Below are 20,203 nucleotides of genomic sequence, written 5' to 3'. Positions count from 1 at the left end.
CGGGGACGGGAACCGAGGGCCGGCCGCCGCACCAGCAGGTGTGCGGCGGCGCGCCCGCCTCAGAGCCCGGTGACCTTGGCGCTCGCCGACAGCTCGTAGACCAGGGTGACCGTGCGGCGGCCGCCGGGCGGGAGGGTGACGTCCCACCGGACGATGCCCTCGGCGTCGACCATGTCGGGCACCGGGGAGCACGCGTTGTTGTGCAGGCGTATCTCCACCGCCGAGACCTCGGAGACCGGGATCCGCTCCCGCAGAACGACCGACCGTTCGTCGTGCTCCCCGGGGGCGGAGAACCGGGACAGATGCAGCCGGACCGTACGGGTGACCACGGTCCGCTGTGTGATGCCGGCGGTATCGCGGGTCTCCTCGGCATGCCGGACCACCCGGTAGTCGTCACTGCTGCCGAAGGCCAGCTCGCAGGGGGCGCCGGGGGCGGTGAAATCGAGGGTGCCGCGGCCGCTGAATCCACTGCCGCGGACCAGATCGACGGGTCCGGCGAGCAGGGCGTGGCCGGACAGGTTGTCGCAGCGCACCACCTGGGTGACCAGGGGGGACAACTCCGGGGAGCAGGCGTACTCGATGGTCGCGGGCGCGGTGAACGCGGAGAGCCGCACCCGGTGGGCGCGGCCGTCACCCGCCACCGACACCGGTGCGGGGGATCTCAGCACCCGCGCCTCGCCGCCGTCGTCCACCCCCGGCAGACCGAGCACCGGCGCAGGGCCGAGAGTTCCGATCTCCTCCTCGCGCAACTCCACGTCGATGGTGCGGCGCTCCGCCGCCGAGCGGTCCTTGAGCGTCAGCCGGTCCTCGCCCAGCCGCGGCGGATCGGTGGCCAGCGACGAGCGGGCCGTCGACAACGTCAGCCGTACGTCCGACCAGTCCTCGCCGGTGCGCTGCCAGACCATGGCGTCGGTCTCCATGGTCAGGGAGTCACCGTCGAGCACGGCCCGGTAGGCGGGCCGCCACAGCGCACACGGGGTGAGGTGGGTCAGCCGCAGCCCGGCCGGCCCGGCGACCGCGGCTTCCACGGTCAGTTCGATATGGCCCACCAGCTCGGCGGGCTCCTCCTCGGAGAGGTGCATCGCCTGCTGCGCCTCGCCGAGTTCGGCGGAAAGGGAGGCCAACCGGGCCACCACGACGCGTAGTCGCTCTCCGTGCGTGTCGCGCTCGGCGTCCACCCGGTCCAGTTCACGTGCCCAGCGGGGCCGTTCGGTCTCCCCGTAGCCGGCGCCTTCGCCGACCTCCCGCAGCAGATCGGCGGCGAGGCGGCCGAGCAGGTCGAGACGGGCACGCAGCCGGTCGCGTCGCTGCTCCAGGGTCCGCCGCTCCTCATGCAGGGTGTGGACGCGGTGGCGCAGGGCGGAGTCGTCGTCGGTGGGCGCCGCCGGTCCGCGCGGCGTCCAGGTGCGCACGATCCGTACGTCGAGCACGGTCGCGGGATGGTCGCAGGTCAGCTCGGCGTGGAGCGTCCGGTCGACTGCCAGCGCACTGACCGGTCCGAGACGCAGCCGCTGGACCCCGGCCTCCAGGTCGAGCACGGCGGTGCGCTCGATGTGGGCGCGGTCCTCGAGGCATGTGACGGCGGTGACGGGGAGGGCGATCGGCTTCGGGGCCGTGGACATGAGGGGTGTCAGCTCCTGCGGTTTCCGCCGGCCAGGGCCTTGCCGGCCGGGATGCGGATTTCGTAGCCGCCGTCGAGGGCGGCGGTGGCGCCTGCGGGCAGGTCCAGTCGCCGGACGCGGGTGCCGGGCGCATACCGGTCGGGCCCCGCACCTTCCTCGGGTGCCGTCCAGCCGGCCCGTTCCTCGATCCGGACGTCCGGATCGGAGGTGACCGGCACCTGCTCGTGGACTTCCACGGTGACGGGGCGCGCGAGCCGGTTGGCCAGCTCCACATGCACGTGGTGGTCGAGCACGGTGTAGTTGTTGCGCAGGCCCGAGGTGGACTCGAGCAGGTTCGTGCGGCGGGTGACCCCGATCCCCTCGGCCGGCCCGAGCCCCACCCGGCGGATGCCGCCGGGGGCGAGCGTGGGCAGCGCGGTGGTCAGCAGGTAGTCGTCGTCGACGGTGATCTCCACCGGGCCGGCGAGCAGTGCCTGGCCGGTCGCGTTGGAGAGCACCAGCGTGGCGTACACGGTCTGCTCCACGGACGGGACGCAGAGGTACTCGGTACGCAGTCCGACCGGGATCTCGCCGACGACGACGGTGTGCCAGGCGCCGTCCGACGGGATGTCGGCGCGGGCGGCGGCATCGTAGCGGTGGTCGAAGGAACCCGCCGACTCGCGGGGCCGCACGGCCTGTCCGGGCAACGGCAGTGCGGCCACCGCCTCGGCGCGGCGCCGGTACTCGGCCGCCACCGCGTCGAAGGGGGTGCCCGGAAACAGCCGGCCCCTGCGGCCGCCCTGCTCGTCGGGACCGGACAGGACAAGGGCGGCGTAGTCGAGCTCGGCGCCGCTCGGCTGCGGCGGACCGGTCACCGGCGTCGGAGGCGGTGGCGGTGGCGCTGCCCCGCCGGGAGCCATGGCCGCGGGGGCACCCGTGAGGGACCTGGGCGCGGTGCGCTGCATTCCGCCCGGCTGTGCGGGGGCGGGCATCCCGCCCATGGGTGGAGGAGGGGCGCCGTAACTCAGCGGTGCCGGCGGCGGAACGGGGCCGAACTCGGAGACGCCCGCACCGCCCATGGGCGGCGGTGGGCCCCCCGCCGCGACGGCCACGGGTGCGCCGGCCCGCTCCGGGCCGGGCCCTGCCGCGTCGTACCCGGAGAACAGGCCGGCGAGCCCGGCCGGGGGCTCGCGCCAGCCGGAGGGCGCGGGGGCGGGCTGACTGCGTCCGATCCGGACCGAGCGGAGCCTGGGCAGATCGGTGCGGCGCCGGAGATCGGCGGTGGCCAGGGCGATGCGTACGCCGGTCCAGTCCTCGCCGGTCCGCTGGGCGACCGATGCGCGCAGCATCAGACGCCCGCTGTCGGCGTCCTGACGGTGAGCCAGCCGGTAGGCAGGGACCCACACGGCGCCCGGCACCCCGTACTCCAGCTCCAGTTCCACCTCCTCCTCACCGGCGCCGTCGAGGGTCAAGGCCGCGCAGACGGTGGTCTCCACGTGCGCCGACGGTGCGTCGGTGGAGGCGCGCTCGAGCCTGTCCACGGCGACATTGAGCTGGTGCTCGACGTGGCGCAGTGCCTCCTCCAGCTCGACGAGGCGGCTGTGCAGGCCCACCAGCCGCTCGTCGACGAAGTCCGCGAGCTCCAGCCAGGCATCGGCCGGGGTGCGGCGGTGCGGATCCTCCCGTTTGCGGGCGGGCGGGACCGGGTGGAGCGCTTCGACTTCCTTGATCACGCTCAGCTGCCGGTCCCGGCGCGCCCGCGCCGACTCGCACGCGTCGTTCAGCCGCTCGTACTCGAGCCGCAAGGAATCGGGCGCGTCGGTGCCGGCCGGCTCGGCCCCGACCTCCACCCGGGCCTCGGTGACGCGCACTCCGGGTGCGCCCAGGACCCGCGCCCGCAGCGAGCCGGGGTCCAGTGAGCGGGGCAGCCCCGTCACGCGTACCCGGCCCCCGGGCGGCACACTGCCCCGGGCCAGGCGGTGGCAGACCGCGCCCTGCGCGTAGACCACGACCGTATCGAGGGCAGACCCCCACCTCGGTGCCGACTCAGCCGTCATCTGTCTGCTCCGCCCCCGTCGCGTACATGCCGAGCGAAGCCTACGTGGGGGCGGGCTCCGCTTCGAGCGGGATCAGGAGAAGGGCTGCCGGGGCTGCCCGAACAAGCGCCCCCGGGGCGTCGGTAACCGGCCGGAGACCGCTGACCGCCGTCAGCACCAGCGGGTGCGGGGGCAGTTGAAGCCGCCCCCGCCACTGCTGCCGGAGGAGCCTCCGGATTCGTGGGAACTGTCCGGGAGGCCGTTCGGGAAGGCGCTGTCGCGGTTCCGGTCGCCGGGGAACGGGTCGCTGTAGTCGGGGTCGCCGTCCTTGTCCCGGTCCGGGAGCCTCGCAGCGTCACCGTCCTCCCGGCCCGGCTCCGGGCATCCGTTCGCCGGGTCGGTCAGTTCCAGGGTGACCCACATGCCGAGGGTGACGTCCCCGCCCTCGGCGGGTTCGGTCTCGCACACGCGCCACTCGTCGTACTCGCCCTCGTCGGGCAGCCGGTCATTGCCGTACGCCTCATCCGCCCGTACGTGGTCGCCCGCGACGGTCCCGAGGTCCACGACTTCCTTGTGCGCGGTCTTCCAGGTCTTCCGGACCAGATCCGGCATCGTCGGCCACGGGACGGCTCCGCCGTCCGCGTCGGGGCACGGGGCGCCGGTCTGCACCGCGCCGAAGTCGATCGTCCTGGTGCCGGACCGGGTCCAGCCGGTCTCCTGGAAACAGACGGTCCAGTTGGACCGCATCCAGATGCTCCTGCCGTCGTCCGAGGCGTTGTGGTCGCCCACGCCGAACCCGGCGGCCTCGGCCTTGTCCCGGGCCTTGTCCAGCGCCAGGCCGCTGTAGTCCGCCGCCCTCGGCCGGGGCCTGGCGGCAGGACTCCCGTTGCCGGCAGTCGCCGAGGGCGTCGGCGGGACAAGGAGGTCCGCGGGGCTTTGCGTCGCCGAGGCCTTCCCGTCCGCGTGCGGCACGGTGTCCTTGGGCGGGGACGGAAGGACCGCGCCGAGCAGCGCCATGGCTCCGATGGTGGCGACCACCTTGGCGGTCTTCTGCCAGGGGTTGCCCTTCCAGATCAGGGTCACCGCGCAGACCAGCGCCAGGAACCCGAGGAACTCGTTGACCAGCCCGAGCAGGGGCACGGCGATGACGAAGCCGACGCGGGCCGGGGTGGTCAGCCACCACCGGTGGCCGGGAGTCGCCGGGCGGGGGGCAGGCGGGCGGGGCATGAGGGTGTTCTTTTCTGGAGGACCGGAGTGAGGAACGACGGTCCCGCGGGGCCGGCCGGACCGTCTGCCGAACGGCGGCAGCGTGCGGGCGCGGGAAATGCGCCCAACAGGGGAGCATTGTATGACAGTCGCTCATTCTCCTGGTTTACGCCTGATATAGAGAAGTTTCGGGCTGGACCGTTCACCGCAGTTCCGGACTCCTGCCTACGCGAACAGGGACGGCTAAACCGTTCGCCGCGACCGGAACCCGGTACCTACGATGGCGACTGCCGGCAGACCGGATCCGGCCCTCGCGACGTGAAATGGAGCATCCAAGGATGGCTCGACACCTGGTAACCAGCGCGCTTCCCTACATCAACGGGATCAAGCACCTGGGCAACATGGTCGGGTCGATGCTGCCGGCGGACGTGTACTCCCGGTACCTCCGTCAGCGCGGTCATGACGTCCTGTACATCTGTGCCACCGACGAGCACGGCACGCCGGCCGAACTGGCGGCCAGGGCTGCCGGACTGCCGGTCGCGGAGTTCTGCGCGCAGGCCCACGACGCGCAGAAGGCCGTGTACGACGGCTTCCAGCTGGCCTTCGACCACTTCGGGCGCAGTTCCTCGCCGCAGAACACCGAGATCACGCAGCACTTCGCGCGCCGGCTGCACGAGAACGGATTCATCGAGGAGCGGGCGGTCCGCCAGGTGTACTCACCGGCGGACGGCCGCTTCCTGCCCGACCGCTATGTAGAGGGAACCTGTCCGCACTGCGCGTACGACAAGGCCCGCGGCGACCAGTGCGAGAACTGCACCCGCGTCCTGGACCCGACCGACCTCCTGGACCCGCGCTCGGCGATCAGCGGCTCCACCGCGCTCGAGGTCCGTGAGACGACGCACCTGTTCCTGCTGCAGTCCAGGCTCCAGCAAGAGGTCGAGGCGTGGGTCGCGCTCCACGAGGAACAGTGGCCGCAGCTGTCCTCCTCCATCGCCCGCAAGTGGCTGACCGAGGGCCTCCATGACCGTGCCATCACCCGCGACCTGGAATGGGGTGTCCCGGTTCCGGCCGACACCTGGCCACAGCTCGCGGCGGACGGCAAGGTGTTCTACGTCTGGTTCGACGCCCCGATCGCGTACATCGCCGCGACGAAGGAGTGGTCGGACGCGGCCGGGGACGGCGGGACCCGCGACTGGAGGTCGTGGTGGTACGAAGCCGACGACACCGTCCGGTACACCCAGTTCATGGCCAAGGACAACGTCCCTTTCCATACGGTGATGTTCCCCGCCACGGAGCTCGGCGTCCGCGAGCCGTGGAAGAAGGCCGACGTGGTCAAGGGCTTCAACTGGCTCACGTACTACGGCGGAAAGTTCTCCACCTCCCAGAAGCGGGGCGTCTTCACCGACGCCGCGCTGGAGACGCTGCCGGCCGACTACTGGCGCTACTTCCTGATCGCCAACGCCCCGGAGTCGGACGACTCCTCCTTCACCTGGGAGCACTTCGCCGCCACGGTCAACAAGGACCTCGCCGACACGCTCGGCAACTTCGTCAACCGCGTGCTGTCCTTCTCCCGCAAGCGGTTCGGGGACACCGTCCCTGCGGGGAACGCGGCCGGCGCCGCCGAGGCGCGGCTGGGTGAGGAGACCGCGCGCCTGCTCGCCGAGTACGAGGAGCACATGGAGGCCCTCAGGTTCCGCAGGGCCGGGGCCGCGCTGCGTGCCCTGTGGTCCGCGGGCAACTCCTACCTGGAGGAGAAGTCCCCCTGGCTGGAGATCAGGACCGACCCCGAGGGGGCGGCCCTGACCCTGCGTACGGCGATGAACCTCATCCACCTCTACGCGATCGTCTCCGAGCCGTTCGTCCCGGCCTCGGCCGCCGCCATGCGCGGCGCCTTCGCCCTGGAGAGCGACACCCCGACGTGGGTGACCCCCGGGCAGGCCGCGTCACTGGACGCCGTACCGGCCGGCACACCCTTCACGGTGCCGCCGGTCCTCTTCGCCAAGATCTCGCAGGAGGACCTGGAGTCCTTCCGCGAACGCTTCGGCGGGGGCGGCGCCTGACGGTACGTACGGACCCGGGTCAGGGACCTGCGCAGTCGGGGCACAGTCCCCGGTAGGTCACCTCGACCGCGTTGACGGTGAAGCCGAACCGCTCCGAGACGGGCAGCCCGGCCAGCGGATCGCCGGCGGGATGGACGTCGCGGATGGACCCGCAGCCCGAGCAGACCAGGTGCTGGTGGGGGTGGTGGGCGTTCGGGTCGTAGCGCTTGGCGCGGCCCGCGGTCGCCACCTCGGTCACCTCCCCGAGCGATACGAGTTCGCCGAGGGTGTTGTAGACGGTGGCACGGGAGATCTCGGGCAGCCGGGCTGTGGCGCGCAGGAGGATCTCCTCCGCGGTGAAGTGGACGTGTTCGCCGGCGAGTACCTCGGCGACCACCCGGCGCTGAGCGGTCATCCGCCAGCCACGTCCACGGAGCCTTTCCAGCAGGTCACTCATGCGCACCAGCCTATCTGTGCATCATCTGACGAATGATCCGTCCGGGTGTGTGTGTCGTATTGACTTGGACTATGTCCATCGTAGGATCGGTTCCGGCCGACAGCCAAGGGACAGGACAACAGCAGGAGAAAGTGCGTGACTTCAGGAGACGGGGCCGTTCGCCCCGCATCCGGTGCGCCGCTCGCCACCGGCCGGACCGCGAGCAGGCGGCCGCCGTCTGCCGCGTGCCGGTTCAGGTTCCGTCCCCGTTCGAGTCGCGCACGAGATCATCGGCGCGCACTGTGCGGCAGGGCCCGCGTGCGGCGGGTCCTGTTGCGTGTCCGTCCCCGTCCGAGGCTCCACCGGGGCCCGCGCCCCGGCCGCTCCACCGCCCGTCGTTCCTGAGCACCGTGATCCGCCCCGTCCGGAAGGAATTCCATGACTGAGAACCACGACGCGATCGTCACAGACCCGAAGCCGGAGGAGGCCGCCGGCTGCCCGGTCGCGCACGGTCGCGCGGCGCACCCGACCCAGGGCGGCGGAAACCGCCAGTGGTGGCCGGAGCGGCTCAACCTCAAGATCCTCGCCAAGAACCCCGCCGTGGCCAACCCTCTCGGCGAGGACTTCGACTACGCCGAGGCCTTCACCTCCCTCGACCTCCCGGCAGTCAAGCGGGACATCGCCGAGGTGCTGACGACCTCGCAGGACTGGTGGCCCGCCGACTTCGGCAACTACGGCCCGTTCATGATCCGGATGGCCTGGCACAGCGCGGGCACCTACCGGATCAGCGACGGCCGCGGCGGTGCCGGAGCCGGCCAGCAGCGCTTCGCCCCCCTCAACAGCTGGCCGGACAACGGGAACCTCGACAAGGCCCGCCGGCTGCTGTGGCCCGTCAAGAAGAAGTACGGCCGCAACCTCTCCTGGGCCGACCTCCTCATCCTCACCGGCAACGTCGCCCTGGAGTCGATGGGCTTCGAGACCTTCGGCTTCGCCGGCGGCCGCGCGGACGTCTGGGAGCCCGACGAGGACGTCTACTGGGGCCCCGAGACCACCTGGCTCGGCGATGACCGCTACACCGGGGACCGCGAGCTGGAGAACCCCCTCGGCGCGGTCCAGATGGGCCTGATCTACGTCAACCCCGAAGGCCCGAACGGCACCCCGGACCCGATCGCCGCGGCCCGCGACATCCGTGAGACCTTCCGCCGGATGGCGATGAACGACGAGGAGACGGTCGCCCTGATCGCGGGCGGCCACACCTTCGGCAAGACCCACGGCGCCGGACCCGCGGAGAGCGTCGGCGACGACCCCGAGGCCGCCCCGATCGAGGCACAGGGCCTCGGCTGGAGCAACTCCTTCGGCACCGGCAAGGGCGGGGACACGATCACCAGCGGCCTCGAGGGCATCTGGACGAACACCCCCACCGCCTGGGACAACAGCTTCTTCGAGATTCTGTTCGGCCACGAGTGGGAGCTGTTCAAGAGCCCCGCCGGCGCACACCAGTGGCGGCCGAAGAACGGCGGCGGGGAGGGCACCGTCCCCGACGCCCACGACCCGTCGAAGAGCCACGCACCCACCATGCTCACGACGGACCTCTCGCTCCGCCTCGACCCCGCCTACGAGGCCATCTCGCGGCGCTTCCTGGAGAACCCCGACGCGTTCGCGGACGCCTTCGCGCGTGCCTGGTTCAAGCTGACCCACCGTGACATGGGCCCCGTCGTGCGCTACCTCGGCCCGGAGGTCCCGTCCGAGACGCTGCTGTGGCAGGACCCGCTTCCCGCGGCGGCCCACGAGCCGCTCGACGCCGAGGGCGTCGCCGCCCTCAAGGAACTGGTCCTCGCCTCGGACCTGTCGGTCTCCGAGCTCGTCTCCACCGCGTGGGCGGCGGCCTCGTCGTTCCGCGGCAGCGACAAGCGCGGCGGCGCCAACGGTGCGCGCATCCGCCTCCAGCCGCAGAGCAGCTGGGAGGCCAACGACCCCGACCGCCTGGCCACGGCCCTGCGGACGCTGGAGGGCATCCAGGAATCCTTCAACTCCGCCCGGACCGACGGCAAGCAGGTCTCGTTCGCCGACCTGGTCGTGCTCGCCGGCGCCGTGGGCGTCGAGAAGGCTGCCAAGGAGGCCGGCTTCGGCATCGAGGTCCCCTTCGCGCCGGGCCGCGTGGACGCGACGCAGGAGCAGACCGATGTGGAGTCGTTCGCCGCTCTCGAGCCGGCCGCCGACGGATTCCGCAACTACCTCGGCAAGGGCAGCCGGCTGCCGGCCGAGTACCTGCTGCTCGACCGGGCGAACCTGCTGACCCTGAGCGCCCCCGAACTGACGGTCCTCGTCGGCGGTCTGCGCGTACTGGGGGCGAACCACCAGCAGTCCTCGCTGGGCGTCCTCACCACGACCCCGGGGTCGCTGACCAACGACTTCTTCGTCAACCTCCTCGACCTGGGCACGACCTGGCAGGCCACGTCCCAGGACGCCAGCACCTTCGAGGGCCGCGACGCGGCCACCGGAGAGGTGAAGTGGACGGGCAGCCGTGCCGACCTGGTCTTCGGGTCCAACTCCGAGCTGCGCGCACTCGCGGAGGTGTATGCGAGCGATGACGCCAAGGAGAAGTTCGTGAAGGACTTCGTCGCGGCGTGGGACAAGGTCATGAACCTGGACCGGTTCGACCTCGGCCGCTCATGACGCCCGGGCCGGCCGGGCGTCGCCCGGCCGGCCCTCGCCGTCGGCAGCCGGCAGGACCGGCGTCAGCGCAGTGACTCGGGCAGCTCCTCACGGTGGATGATCCCCAGGCGCTGCGTCGCACGGGTCAGCGCCACGTACAGATCACTGGTGCCGAACATGGCGGGCTCCACGACGAGCACATGGTCGAACTCGAGGCCCTTCGCCTGACGGGGGCCGAGCAGGACCACCGGGCGGGTCAGATCGGGGTCGGCTCCGGCCGTGACCCCTGCCAGCGAAGCGGCGATCTCCTCGTGGAGCGCCCGTGGTGCGATCACCGCGAGGCGCCCCTCCTCGGGCGTCAGCTCCGAGACGGCCTGCGCCACCGCGCCCGCCAGGTCCTGCCCGGCGTCCCGCGTCCACGGCACCTCTCCGGTGGAACGGACAGAACCGGGCGGTTCGAACGACGGGTCCTCGGCGCGCAGGACCCGGGCGGCCAGCTCCATGATCTCCGCGGGCGTACGGTAGTTGACCTTGAGAGCGACATGTTCGAACCGGTCGCCGACGTACGGCCCGAGGATCTTCTCCCACGAGCCGACACCGGCCTCCTCGGAGGTCTGCGCGGGGTCGCCGACCAGGGTCAGCGAACGGGTCGGGGAACGGCGCATCAGCAGCCGCCACGCCATCGGGGACAGCTCCTGCGCCTCGTCGACGATGATGTGCCCGAACGCCCAGGTCCGGTCGGCGGCGGCGCGCTCCGCCGCACTGCGGTGATCGGCCTCCTCCTGCCGCTCCGCCATCCGTTCGGCGTCGATGATGTCGTGGGCGGCGAGGACCTCGGACTCCTCGTCCTCGAACTCGTACGTCTCCGAGCCCCGAGTCAGTTCCAGCACGCCCTGCGCATACGCGATCCGGTCCTGGCGCTCGGCCTCGGCCGCCGCCTGCTCGGCACTGTCGTCGACGCCGATGAGCTCCGCGGCCTCGTCGAGGAGCGGGACGTCGGCTGGGGTCCACGTTCCCTCGCCGGGCGTGCGCAGGATGGCGTCCGCGTCCTCGGCCGGTACGTACACGGGGCCGGCCAGATAGTCGGTCAGGAACCCCTCCGGGGTGAGGGGCGGCCACAGCTCGTCGATGGCGTGGTGCACCTCCTTGCTCAGGGCGACGCCCCTGCCGAGCTGGGCGATGTCGTCGGGGCCGAGGAAGTTGGGGCCGCCGTAGGGATCGGCACCGATGCGCTCGGTCAGCTGCGCGGTGAGGGCGTCGATGATCCGGAAGGCGAAGTGCGGGCGGGCGAGATTGTGGGGCAGACGGGTGTCGCGGGCCGCCTGCCGGGCCTCGTAGGCGATCTCCCAGTCCAGGACGAGATCCCCGTCGTCATGCGTGATGACCACGGGCGCTCCGGGCTCGGGCAGCAGCTGCCGGTCGCGTACGGCCATGGCGAGGGCCTCCGCCATCGCCGCACCGCCCTTGACGGCGGCGGCGCGGGGCGTGTCGGTGCCGTCGGCGTGGACACCGGGGAAGAGTTCCGCCTGCGTGGCGAGCAGGACCCCCGTCTCACCGAGCGCGGGCAGTACCTCGCCGATGTAGCTCAGGAAGGCGGGGTTGGGGCCCACGATCAGGACGGCGCGCTTGGCGAGCAGCTCCCGGTGCTCGTACAGCAGGAAGGCCGCCCGGTGCAGCGCCACGGCCGTCTTGCCGGTGCCGGGCCCGCCCTCGACGACGAGAACGCCGCGGTGCGGGGCGCGGATGATGCGGTCCTGCTCCGCCTGGATGGTCCGCACGATGTCGCCCATGCGGCCGGTGCGGGCGGAGTTGACGGCGGCGAGCAGCACGGAGTCGCCGCTCGGATCCTCGAAGCCGGTGCGCTCCCGGTCCCCGACGTCGAGGATCTCGTCGTGCAACTCGGTGACGGTGCGGCCCTCGGTGGTGATGTGCCGGCGCCGGCGCAGTCCCATGGGTGTGTGGCCGGTGGCGAGATAGAAGGGGCGGGCGACGGGCGCACGCCAGTCGATCAGCAGAGGCGTACGCGCGGTGTCGTCCTCACGGATTCCGATGCGGCCGATGTGGTGCGCGGCGCCGTCGGAGAGATCGATGCGTCCGAAACACAGGGAGCCGTCAACCGCGTTGAGGGCGGCCAGCAGACCTGAGCGCTCGGCGAGGAGCACGTCACGTTCCAGGCGTGCCTGGAGGCCGGTCCCGACCGGCGTCAGCGCGTCCTCCACCTGCGCATCGGCGACGCCGCGCAGGTCGTCGACACGGTGGTAGAGCCGGCCGATGAATTCCTGCTCCTTCTGCAATTCGGCACTTTCCCGAGTTGACAACATTGCTCCCTGCCGGATATGGTGTTTCTTAGTGGCCCCCAGTGAGGGGCCTTTTCTGTGGGCACACAGAAACACTCAATATACTCGGGAAAATCCCCGGTCCACCCAGGTGGGCCGGGGATTTTCTTGTGGAGCCGGGGTCGCGGGCGCTTCTGCCGGGTCGCCCGGCGGCCGGTGCTGTTCTCGGGGGCGGAGTGGCTCAGTTCCACTGGTCCTGGTTGATGAAGCGGCTGAAACCGCGCCAGGAGTTGGGGCCCATCGCTCCGTCGATCGGGCCGGTATAGCCATGGGCGGCGGCCAGTCGCTGGACCGCGGCCCAGGTATTGGTTCCTGGTACCCCGTCATCGGGACCGGTGTATCCCCAGTTACGCATGTTCCGCTGGAGCGCGGCGTACGTGTTGGGTCCCGGGACCCCGTCGATCGGGCCGGTGTAACCCGACTCGATCCGCAGCCAGTTCTGCGTCCGCTGCCACATCACCGGACCCGGAACACCATCCTGCTCCGTCGACGTCTTCGGCAACCCACCCCCGCCTCCGCCCAGGTAGTTCAGCGGGTTGACCCGTGTGCCGCCCGGGGTGATGAGGTGCCAGTGCACGTGCGGTCCGGTGGAACTTCCCGAGCCGGGGGCGCCGACGGCGCCCCCGGAGTACCCGACGATGCCGCCCTTGCCGACCGAGGCGCCGTTGGGCAGCAGGAACTGCGACAGATGCATGTACTGCGTCCGGTAGCCGTCGCTGTGGGTGATGGTGACCGTGTGTCCGCCGGTCCCGTTGTCCGGGATGTTGGTGATGACGCCGGCGCCCGCGGCCGGCAGTGCCGTGCCGACGCCCATTCCGTAGTCGAGGCCGCCCAGTGAACCGTCGTTGAGGTGGTCCTGCCAGGTGCCCGTGAGCTGGTAGCCGCTGAACGGGTTGTAGATGTCCAGCGCCTGGGCGGGGCTCCCCGAGAAGAGCACGCCGCCGGCGGCCAGGCCGAGTGTGCCGACCGAGCCGCGAAGCAGTGCGCGCCGGCTCAGCTCCATCCGTGGCCGTTGCTCCTGAGCGCGGTTGGGTCCGTGGTTCTCGTGCATATCAACTCCCTTGTAAACACTACGACTTGAGCTGCCTAAGGGGTTCGGGAGCACGGTAGCCTACGCGCATAGACTTGATAAGCACATGACATGTCCAGCCGGGACCCCACACCTTCACCGGAGGAAACATGCGCAGGAGAACCCTGATTCGCGGCGTCGTGGCGACGGCTCTGGCACCGGCGGGAATCGTCACGGCGGCCGGAGCCGCAGTCGCCGGCGGCCGGGCCCTCGCGCCGGCCGCGGCCGACGTGCAGGGCATGGACGTCTCGAACTACCAGGCCGGCCTCGACTACACCCGCGCCGCCGCGGAAGGCCGGGGCTTCGCCATCGCCAAGGCCGGCGGGTGCCAGCTCGCCGAGGGCCCCTACGTCACGTCCTCGTACGCCGGTCATGTCGACGGTGCACGCGCCGCCGGCCTGCGCGTGGGTCACTACTGGCTGTCGGGGGACTTCCTCACCCCCACGGCCGCCGCCGACTACTTCGTGGACCACCTGCACGACTACCGGGCCGGTGATGTGCTCGCACTCGATGTCGAGGTGCTCGACGACTCCACCCGGCTCTGGAACGACGCGGACGTCTCCGCCTGGTTCAACCGGGTGCGCGCACGGGTCGGTACGTACGTCCCGTGGTTCTACATCGGCGCGGGCGCGCTGCGCGCCGGCACCTGGAGCCGCACCATCGCCGCAGGTGCCCATCTGTGGGCGGCCTCCTGGGGGCCCAATGACGGAACCTGGCACGGCGCGCCCGACCTCGGCGGCCGCTACCCCGACTGGGCGGTCCACCAGTACACCTCGGCCGGTTCCGTCGCCGGGACCTCTCCCGTCGACCTCGACCTCGCCCGCTCCTGGGCGTTCGACTTCACCGAGCCGACCGACCCGCCGCCGACCGGGGGTGGGTTGCCGAAGACGTCGACGGAGCAGGATGGTGTTCCGGGTCCGGTGATGTGGCAGCGGACGCAGAACTGGCTGCGGATCGAGTCGGGTTACACCGGCCCGATCGACGGGGTCCCGGGACCCAACACGTACGCCGCGCTCCAGCGGAACATGCGTAACTGGGGATACACCGGTCCCGATGACGGGGTACCAGGAACCAATACCTGGGCCGCGGTCCAGCGACTGGCCGCCGCCCATGGCTATACCGGCCCGATCGACGGAGCGATGGGCCCCAACTCCTGGCGCGGCTTCAGCCGCTTCATCAACCAGGACCAGTGGAACTGAGCCCCGCACCGATGTCCGGGGCCGGGGCCGGGGCCGCTTCCGGTCCGGGTGGGGGCGCGGCCGCACCGCCCGGGTTCCGGCCGCCCGACGTTCTAGGCTGCCACCCGGTAACGGCCTCGATCCAGGAGTGCGCATCATGTCCGACCCCGCCCGCAAGCACCCGTATCCCGACGCCCTGCGACCGGACGAAGCACCGGCGCCGCATCCGCTGCTCGCACCGCTGACCGGGCTGCTGGGCACCTGGGCCGGCCGGGGCACCGGCGGATACCCGACGCTCGACGAGGAATTCTCGTACGCGCAGGAGGTCACCTTCAGTCACGACGGGCGGCCCTTCCTCCACTACGAGGCGCGCGCATGGCTGCTGGACGCGGAAGGTGCCCCGCTGCGGCCGTCGGCCCGGGAGAGCGGCTGGTGGCGGGTGCAGCCGGACGGCGGGGTGGAGGCGCTGATCGTCCAGCCCACCGGGGTCGCCGAGATCCTGACCGGCCGCGCGGGTGACGGTGCGGTCGACCTCGCCAGCCATCAGGTGGCGCTCACTCCCACCGCCAAGGAGGTCGACGCCACGCGTCGCCGGTACACGCTGACGGACGACGGCACGCTCGACTTCGTCCACGATCTCGCGGCGGTCGGCCGGCCGCTGCAACACCACCTCGCGGCGCGGCTGCGACGTGGGGGAGACCCCGTGTGAGCACGCTCCGGCCGCCGCACCGCTCCTCCCGCGCGGTGCGGCACCGGGGCCGAGGCCCACTCCCTGATGTCCTGAATTGCTCCATTATTCGCAATTGGAGTGAATGTCCATCGAGGTCACTTTTCAATGGGTCATAGTTTCTGAATATTGAGCAAATCGCCCCTTTCGGGCGCAGTGGCCAGCGTCACGTTTCCGGTCGCGGACGCGGCGCCGAAGCCATCGGTTCCCTGTCCTGCCAAGAAAGTTGACTCCGCCGGACGGGGCCGGGTGCGGGCAATTCCTTTAATTGATCTTGCGAATCAATTGCTGTCCGGAATTCAGGGCTTGTTTCGTTCGCCCTTTCTCGCTTACGGTCGCCGTCAATCCGGATGGAACGCCGAATCCTGCCGCCGTCCGGAAACCCGACCCACTCACGTACGGCAGGAGCGGGGGACCCAGGTTTGCCGCCGGTCCGGTTATCCGGAGCGGCTAGGGGTGAAGTCGCCATGACGTGCGGCCGGACATCTCCAGTCCGAACCCGACAGCTCACCTCGCAGGCGGCGGAGAGGAAAAGCGCCATGCCCATCAAGGGTAAGCACCGTCGTTCCAAGTCCATTTCCCTGACCCGCGGGTTCATCGCCGTGAGCACCGGATCGGTCGCTCTCGCGCTCCCCGTCATCGGGGCCGGAGCAGCCTCCGCCGCACCGGCGCACCCGGTCGTCGCCGAAAAGGCCGCAGCTCCGACTTCCGTTGCTGTCAAGGAAGTTGCCGCCAAGGGAATTGCCGCCGCGAAGGCGGGCCCCGCCACCTATTCCGTGGTCTCCGGAGATTCGCTCTACAAGATCGCCCGAGGACATTCCCTCAGCGGCGGCTGGGAGCGTCTGTACGAGGACAACCGGGGTACGGTCGGCGGCAATCCCGACCTGATTCACCCGGGTCTGAAGCTGACGATCGGCGCCAAGTCCGCGGCCGCTTCGGCCAAGGAAGCGCCCAAGGAAGCACCCGAGGCCGAATCCAAGGCCGAATCCACGACGGAGAACGACGCCGCCGCGCAGTCGTCGGCCGACCGGGCCGAGAGCGCAGACCGCGCGGACCGCTCCGAGCGGACGACGGCGCCCGTCGCTCAGGAGACCGCGGCCACCACCCCCGCGGCCGCTCCCGCGCAGACCGCGACGGCGTACACCAATGACCTCGACGGCTGGATCAAGGAGTCGCTGGCGGTCATGGCCCAGAACGGCATCCCGGGCAGCTACGACGCCATCCACCGCAACATCATGCGCGAGTCCTCGGGCAACCCGCAGATCGTCAACAACTGGGACTCGAACGCCGCAGCCGGCACGCCCTCCAAGGGTCTCCTCCAGGTCATCCAGCCCACGTTCGAGGCGTACCACGTGCCCGGTACCTCGATGGACATCCTGGACCCCGTCGCCAACATCACCGCCGCGTGCAACTACGCCGCCGCCACGTACGGCTCGATCGACAACGTGTTCGGCGCCTACTGATCCAGGCGGTTCCGCGCTCGGGGCGGAGCCATGGGCAGGGGTGGAAAGGAGCGGAGACGCTCTTTTCCACCCCTTTTCGCATGCCGTACAACCCTTGCGGCTCGGAGGCGGTCAAACACGGCGCCAGGGAGGCAACGGGCCCTTCCAGGCGTCCCCCCGGACTCGCCCGGTCATCCTTGAACCGAGGAGCCCTTGTGCGCACCCACCGTCCGGCCGCTGTGATCGCGGCCTCTTTTCTGCTGATGGCAGGGGCCGCCATCGCCGCGCCCTCCGCCTACGCCGGCACGCCCGGCGGAACGCACGCGAACGACCGCAACAACGACTTCAACGGCGACGGCTTCGAGGACGTGCTCATCGGCGCGCCCACCGGGACCATCGGCGGGAAGAAGGCCGCCGGGTACGTGACCGTGCAGTACGGCGCCTCGACCGGCCTCCTGACCCACCCCGCTGTCGTCATCGGCCAGAACACCACCGGGGTGCCCGGAGCCGCCGAGGCGGGTGACGGCTTCGGCCGCGCCGTCGCCACCGGCGACCTCGACGGGGACGGCTACGACGACGCGGTCGTGGGTGTGCCGGGCGAGGACATCGAACCGGTGACGGACGCCGGCGGCATCGTCGTCCTGTGGGGCTCCCCGACGGGCCTGTCCGGCGGGGACAGCGACTGGCTGCAGGCCGATGAGCTCACCGCCGGCGCCGGGTTCGGCGGCGCACTCGCGGCGGCCCACTTCAGCCCCGACATCCCGGGTGACCAACTGGCCGTGACCGACCGCAGCAATCTCACCCTCTACCAGTACGAAGCGGCGCCGCAGGGCAGGTCCGCGCGCCAGGCTCCCACCTCGCGCAGCAGCCTGATCCCCGGCACCCCGGGGCGCCCGATCGAGCCCAGGGCCATGACCACCGGCGACTACGACGGCAACGGTCTCGCCGACCTCGTCATCGGCGGAGTCACCACGGGCGACGAACCGGGCCACGGCTGGTCGTCCCTCTTCCTCGCCGAGGTCCAGGGACTGCGCTACGACCGCGATCTGCGCGGCGGCCCGGCGGTGGCCTCCGGCGACATCGACAACGACGGCTACGACGACCTCGTCACCGGGGAGCCCAGCAGCCCCGACGACGGCGGCGAATTCGTGAACGGCGGCGTGGTCGGCGTGTACTACGGAAGGGCCGGTGACGGTCCGGTCGGCGCCGAGGGCCCGGGCACCCCGCCGGTGTGGTGGACCCAGGACACCGCCGGCGTCCCCGGCAAGGACGAGCGCGGCGACGGCTGGGGGGCCGCCGTCTCCGTGGCGGACACCAACGGCGACGGGTACGCGGACGTGGCGATCGGAGCGCCGGGGGAGGACATCTACTCGGTCGCGGACGCCGGGGCCGTGTGGGTGCTGCGCGGTGCGGCCGACGGGCTGACCGCCGACGGCGCCGCCTCGTGGGACCAGGACTCGATCAATGTGCGGGGTGTGCCCGAGAAGGGTGACCACTGGGGCGGTCAGGTCCGGCTGAGCGACCCGGACAGCAACGGCCGCCTCGGCCTGCTCGCCGCTGCACCCGGTGAGGACGCGGGCAACGGCGTCGTCTGGGGTCTCCTGTCGGGTCCGGGCGGGGTGACCGCCTCCGGCTCGTGGACGGTCGACGGCGGATCGCTCGGCGGCCCGGCGGCGGGTGCCTCGTTCGGGGCCGTGATCGACAACTAGGTTCCTTTCCGTCCGGATCGGGGCCGGCCCGGTGGGCCCGTCCCGGTCCGGACGAGAGGCCCCGGGGTTCCGTACGGGCGGACCCGGGAAGGCCCGTCGGGCTGCCCGGGTCCGCCCGTACGATCGGGTGGGCGATGCCACTATGAACCTTTCATCCCGCGCGCTACCCTCCGCCGCATGATTTCCACGGTGGTCTGGGGAACCGGCAATGTCGGCCGCGCGGCCATCCGCGCCGTCGAGGCCCATCCGGCCCTGAAACTCGCGCACGTACTCGTCCACGACCCCGCCAAGGTGGGCCGCGACGCGGGGGAGCTCGGCCTGCTGGGCCGCACCCTGGGCGTCGCGGCGACCGACGACATCGACGCGGTGCTGGCCGCCGCCCCCCGTGCCGTGGTGTACGCCGCCTCCGGCGACATCCGCCCCGACGAGGCCCTGGCCGACATCACCCGGGCGGTCGGGGCGGGCGCCGTCGTCGTGACCCCCGCCCTCTACGCGCTCTACGACCAGCGGGGCGCCCCGCCCGAGCTGCGTGAACCGGTACTGGACGCCGTCGCCGCGGGCGGCGGCTCGCTCTTCGTCTCGGGCGTCGACCCGGGCTGGGGCAACGACGTACTGCCGCTGCTGATCAGCGGACTCGGCACCACGCTCGACGTGATCCGGTGCCAGGAGATCTTCGACTACTCCACCTACGACCAGCCCGACTCGGTCCGCCAGCTGATCGGCATGGGCCACCCCATGGAGTACGAGCCGCTCATGCTCGCACCCTCCGTCCCGACCATGGTCTGGGGCGGCCAGATACGGCTGATGGCCAGGGCCCTGGGCGTGGAGCTCGACGACATCCGCGAGACCATGGCCCGGCGGCCGCTCGAAACCACCGTCGTCACCCGGACCATGGGGAAGTTCGAGGCCGGCACCCAGGGCGCGGTCCGGTTCGAGGTGCAGGGCATCGTCGGGGGAGAACCCCGCATCGTCATCGAGCACATCACCCGCATCCACCCCTCCTGCGCCCCGGACTGGCCGTCGCCGCCGGACGGAGCCGGCGCGCACCGGGTGATCATCGAGGGCCGTCCGCGCATCGAGGTCACGATCGAGGCCACCGACGAGGACGAGAACCGCTCGGCGGGCGGCAACGCCACCGCGGTCGGCCGCCTGGTGAACGCCATCGACTGGCTGGTGGAAGCGGAACCCGGACTGTACGACGCGCTCGACGTCCCCCTGCGTCCCGCAGCCGGCCGACTCGGAAGGAAGCTGCCATGATCATCGACATACCCGAGGGCCAGGAGCCGATCGGATACGTGTGGGGCGACATGGTCCCCGGTATCGGCATGGCCGCCGCGAACTTCTCCCTGTCCGTCTACGAGCACACGACCCTCGGACTCCGTGAGTTCGAGGCGGCCCGGCTGCGCATCGCGCAGATCAACGGCTGTCTCTTCTGCCTGGACTGGCGCACCGAACGCGACGGCCAGAAGGTCGAGGAGGGGTTCGCCGGCGCGGTGAGCGACTGGCGTACCACCGGGGTCTTCGACGACCGGACCAGACTGGCCGCCGAGTACGCCGAGCGGTACGCCCTGGACCACCACGGACTGGACGACGCGTTCTGGAGCCGGATGACGGCCCACTACACCCAGCACGAGATCGTCGAGCTGAGCATGAGCATCGGCTCCTGGCTGGCGTTCGGCCGCCTCAACCATGTCCTGGGCCTCGACGCGGTGTGCGTGCTGCCCGGGCACTGAGGAGCCTCGGCGTACCCGGTAGGAGGCCTGTCCAGC

General features: G+C 71.3%; 14 protein-coding genes and 1 riboswitch. Of the genes, 8 read left to right on the top strand and 6 right to left on the bottom strand.

Annotation, left to right across the window (positions count from 1 at the left end; all coding sequences use genetic code 11):
• Positions 1-59: 59 nt before the first annotated feature.
• From OG782_RS03920 to OG782_RS03910, 3 genes are all read right to left on the bottom strand, one after another.
• Positions 60-1,622: a mucoidy inhibitor MuiA family protein gene (locus OG782_RS03920; protein WP_406447985.1), complete on the bottom strand. Its 1,563-nt coding sequence runs from the start codon at positions 1,620-1,622 to the stop codon at positions 60-62.
• 8 nt (positions 1,623-1,630) lie between these two features.
• A complete protein-coding gene (locus OG782_RS03915; protein ID WP_406447984.1) occupies positions 1,631-3,658 on the bottom strand; it encodes a DUF4139 domain-containing protein in 2,028 nt (675 codons plus the stop codon).
• A gap of 150 nt (positions 3,659-3,808) precedes the next feature.
• Entirely contained in the window at positions 3,809-4,864 is a 1,056-nt protein-coding gene (locus OG782_RS03910; protein ID WP_406447983.1) for a PASTA domain-containing protein, read from the bottom strand.
• Positions 4,865-5,181: 317 nt separating this feature from the next.
• Between OG782_RS03910 and metG the strand changes: the two genes are divergently transcribed.
• Complete coding sequence (metG, locus tag OG782_RS03905; RefSeq protein WP_406447982.1) at positions 5,182-6,903, top strand: methionine--tRNA ligase; 1,722 nt, start codon at positions 5,182-5,184, stop codon at positions 6,901-6,903.
• Positions 6,904-6,922: 19 nt separating this feature from the next.
• Here metG and OG782_RS03900 read toward each other — a convergent pair whose 3' ends face one another.
• Positions 6,923-7,339 carry a Fur family transcriptional regulator gene (locus OG782_RS03900; RefSeq protein ID WP_406447981.1) on the bottom strand — a complete coding sequence of 139 codons (417 nt, stop codon included), beginning with the start codon at positions 7,337-7,339 and terminating at the stop codon, positions 6,923-6,925.
• Positions 7,340-7,756: 417 nt separating this feature from the next.
• Here OG782_RS03900 and katG point away from each other — a divergent pair, with 417 nt between their 5' ends.
• On the top strand, positions 7,757-9,994 hold the full coding sequence (gene katG / locus OG782_RS03895) for a catalase/peroxidase HPI (RefSeq protein ID WP_406447980.1): 2,238 nt from the start codon (positions 7,757-7,759) through the stop codon (positions 9,992-9,994).
• Between the two features lie 62 nt (positions 9,995-10,056).
• Here the strand turns inward: katG and OG782_RS03890 are convergent, their stop codons facing one another.
• Positions 10,057-12,267 (bottom strand): HelD family protein, encoded by a 2,211-nt coding sequence (locus OG782_RS03890; protein ID WP_406447979.1) that lies wholly within the window; start codon positions 12,265-12,267, stop codon positions 10,057-10,059.
• A 223-nt stretch (positions 12,268-12,490) separates the two neighbouring features.
• On the bottom strand, positions 12,491-13,360 hold the full coding sequence (locus OG782_RS03885; protein ID WP_406447978.1) for a peptidoglycan DD-metalloendopeptidase family protein: 870 nt from the start codon (positions 13,358-13,360) through the stop codon (positions 12,491-12,493).
• Positions 13,361-13,488: 128 nt separating this feature from the next.
• Here OG782_RS03885 and OG782_RS03880 point away from each other — a divergent pair, with 128 nt between their 5' ends.
• From OG782_RS03880 to OG782_RS03855, 6 genes are all read left to right on the top strand, one after another.
• Complete coding sequence (locus OG782_RS03880; RefSeq protein ID WP_406447977.1) at positions 13,489-14,577, top strand: GH25 family lysozyme; 1,089 nt, start codon at positions 13,489-13,491, stop codon at positions 14,575-14,577.
• Between the two features lie 136 nt (positions 14,578-14,713).
• Positions 14,714-15,265, top strand: a complete 552-nt coding sequence (locus OG782_RS03875; protein ID WP_406447976.1) for an FABP family protein — start codon at positions 14,714-14,716, stop codon at positions 15,263-15,265.
• Positions 15,266-15,629: 364 nt separating this feature from the next.
• Positions 15,630-15,817, top strand: a riboswitch (cyclic di-AMP (ydaO/yuaA leader).
• A gap of 5 nt (positions 15,818-15,822) precedes the next feature.
• A complete protein-coding gene (locus OG782_RS03870; protein ID WP_406447975.1) occupies positions 15,823-16,746 on the top strand; it encodes a transglycosylase SLT domain-containing protein in 924 nt (307 codons plus the stop codon).
• Positions 16,747-16,940: 194 nt separating this feature from the next.
• On the top strand, positions 16,941-18,434 hold the full coding sequence (locus tag OG782_RS03865; protein ID WP_406447974.1) for an FG-GAP repeat protein: 1,494 nt from the start codon (positions 16,941-16,943) through the stop codon (positions 18,432-18,434).
• Positions 18,435-18,611: 177 nt separating this feature from the next.
• Positions 18,612-19,691, top strand: coding sequence for a dihydrodipicolinate reductase (locus tag OG782_RS03860; RefSeq protein ID WP_406447973.1), 1,080 nt, complete (start codon positions 18,612-18,614; stop codon positions 19,689-19,691).
• Positions 19,688-20,167: a carboxymuconolactone decarboxylase family protein gene (locus tag OG782_RS03855; RefSeq protein ID WP_406447972.1), complete on the top strand. Its 480-nt coding sequence runs from the start codon at positions 19,688-19,690 to the stop codon at positions 20,165-20,167. Before OG782_RS03860 ends, OG782_RS03855 begins: the two co-directional genes overlap by 4 nt.
• Positions 20,168-20,203: the final 36 nt, after the last annotated feature.

The organism is Streptomyces sp. NBC_00876 (genome assembly GCF_045207435.1).
Lineage (GTDB): Bacteria > Actinomycetota > Actinomycetes > Streptomycetales > Streptomycetaceae > Streptomyces.
Note: the sequence above shows the minus strand (reverse complement) of the source record. Positions and strands in the feature narration are given on the sequence as shown.

What these genes read in the sequence shown, in the direction of transcription:
- OG782_RS03910 (WP_406447983.1), bottom strand. Translation starts at nt 4,864, where the DNA reads ATGCCCCGCCCGCCTGCCCCCCGCCCGGCGACTCCCGGCCACCGGTGG.
- OG782_RS03915 (WP_406447984.1), bottom strand. Translation starts at nt 3,658, where the DNA reads ATGACGGCTGAGTCGGCACCGAGGTGGGGGTCTGCCCTCGATACGGTC.
- OG782_RS03860 (WP_406447973.1), top strand. Translation starts at nt 18,612, where the DNA reads ATGATTTCCACGGTGGTCTGGGGAACCGGCAATGTCGGCCGCGCGGCC.
- OG782_RS03885 (WP_406447978.1), bottom strand. Translation starts at nt 13,360, where the DNA reads ATGCACGAGAACCACGGACCCAACCGCGCTCAGGAGCAACGGCCACGG.
- OG782_RS03880 (WP_406447977.1), top strand. Translation starts at nt 13,489, where the DNA reads ATGCGCAGGAGAACCCTGATTCGCGGCGTCGTGGCGACGGCTCTGGCA.
- OG782_RS03920 (WP_406447985.1), bottom strand. Translation starts at nt 1,622, where the DNA reads ATGTCCACGGCCCCGAAGCCGATCGCCCTCCCCGTCACCGCCGTCACA.
- metG (WP_406447982.1), top strand. Translation starts at nt 5,182, where the DNA reads ATGGCTCGACACCTGGTAACCAGCGCGCTTCCCTACATCAACGGGATC.
- OG782_RS03875 (WP_406447976.1), top strand. Translation starts at nt 14,714, where the DNA reads ATGTCCGACCCCGCCCGCAAGCACCCGTATCCCGACGCCCTGCGACCG.
- OG782_RS03855 (WP_406447972.1), top strand. Translation starts at nt 19,688, where the DNA reads ATGATCATCGACATACCCGAGGGCCAGGAGCCGATCGGATACGTGTGG.
- OG782_RS03900 (WP_406447981.1), bottom strand. Translation starts at nt 7,339, where the DNA reads ATGAGTGACCTGCTGGAAAGGCTCCGTGGACGTGGCTGGCGGATGACC.
- OG782_RS03870 (WP_406447975.1), top strand. Translation starts at nt 15,823, where the DNA reads ATGCCCATCAAGGGTAAGCACCGTCGTTCCAAGTCCATTTCCCTGACC.
- katG (WP_406447980.1), top strand. Translation starts at nt 7,757, where the DNA reads ATGACTGAGAACCACGACGCGATCGTCACAGACCCGAAGCCGGAGGAG.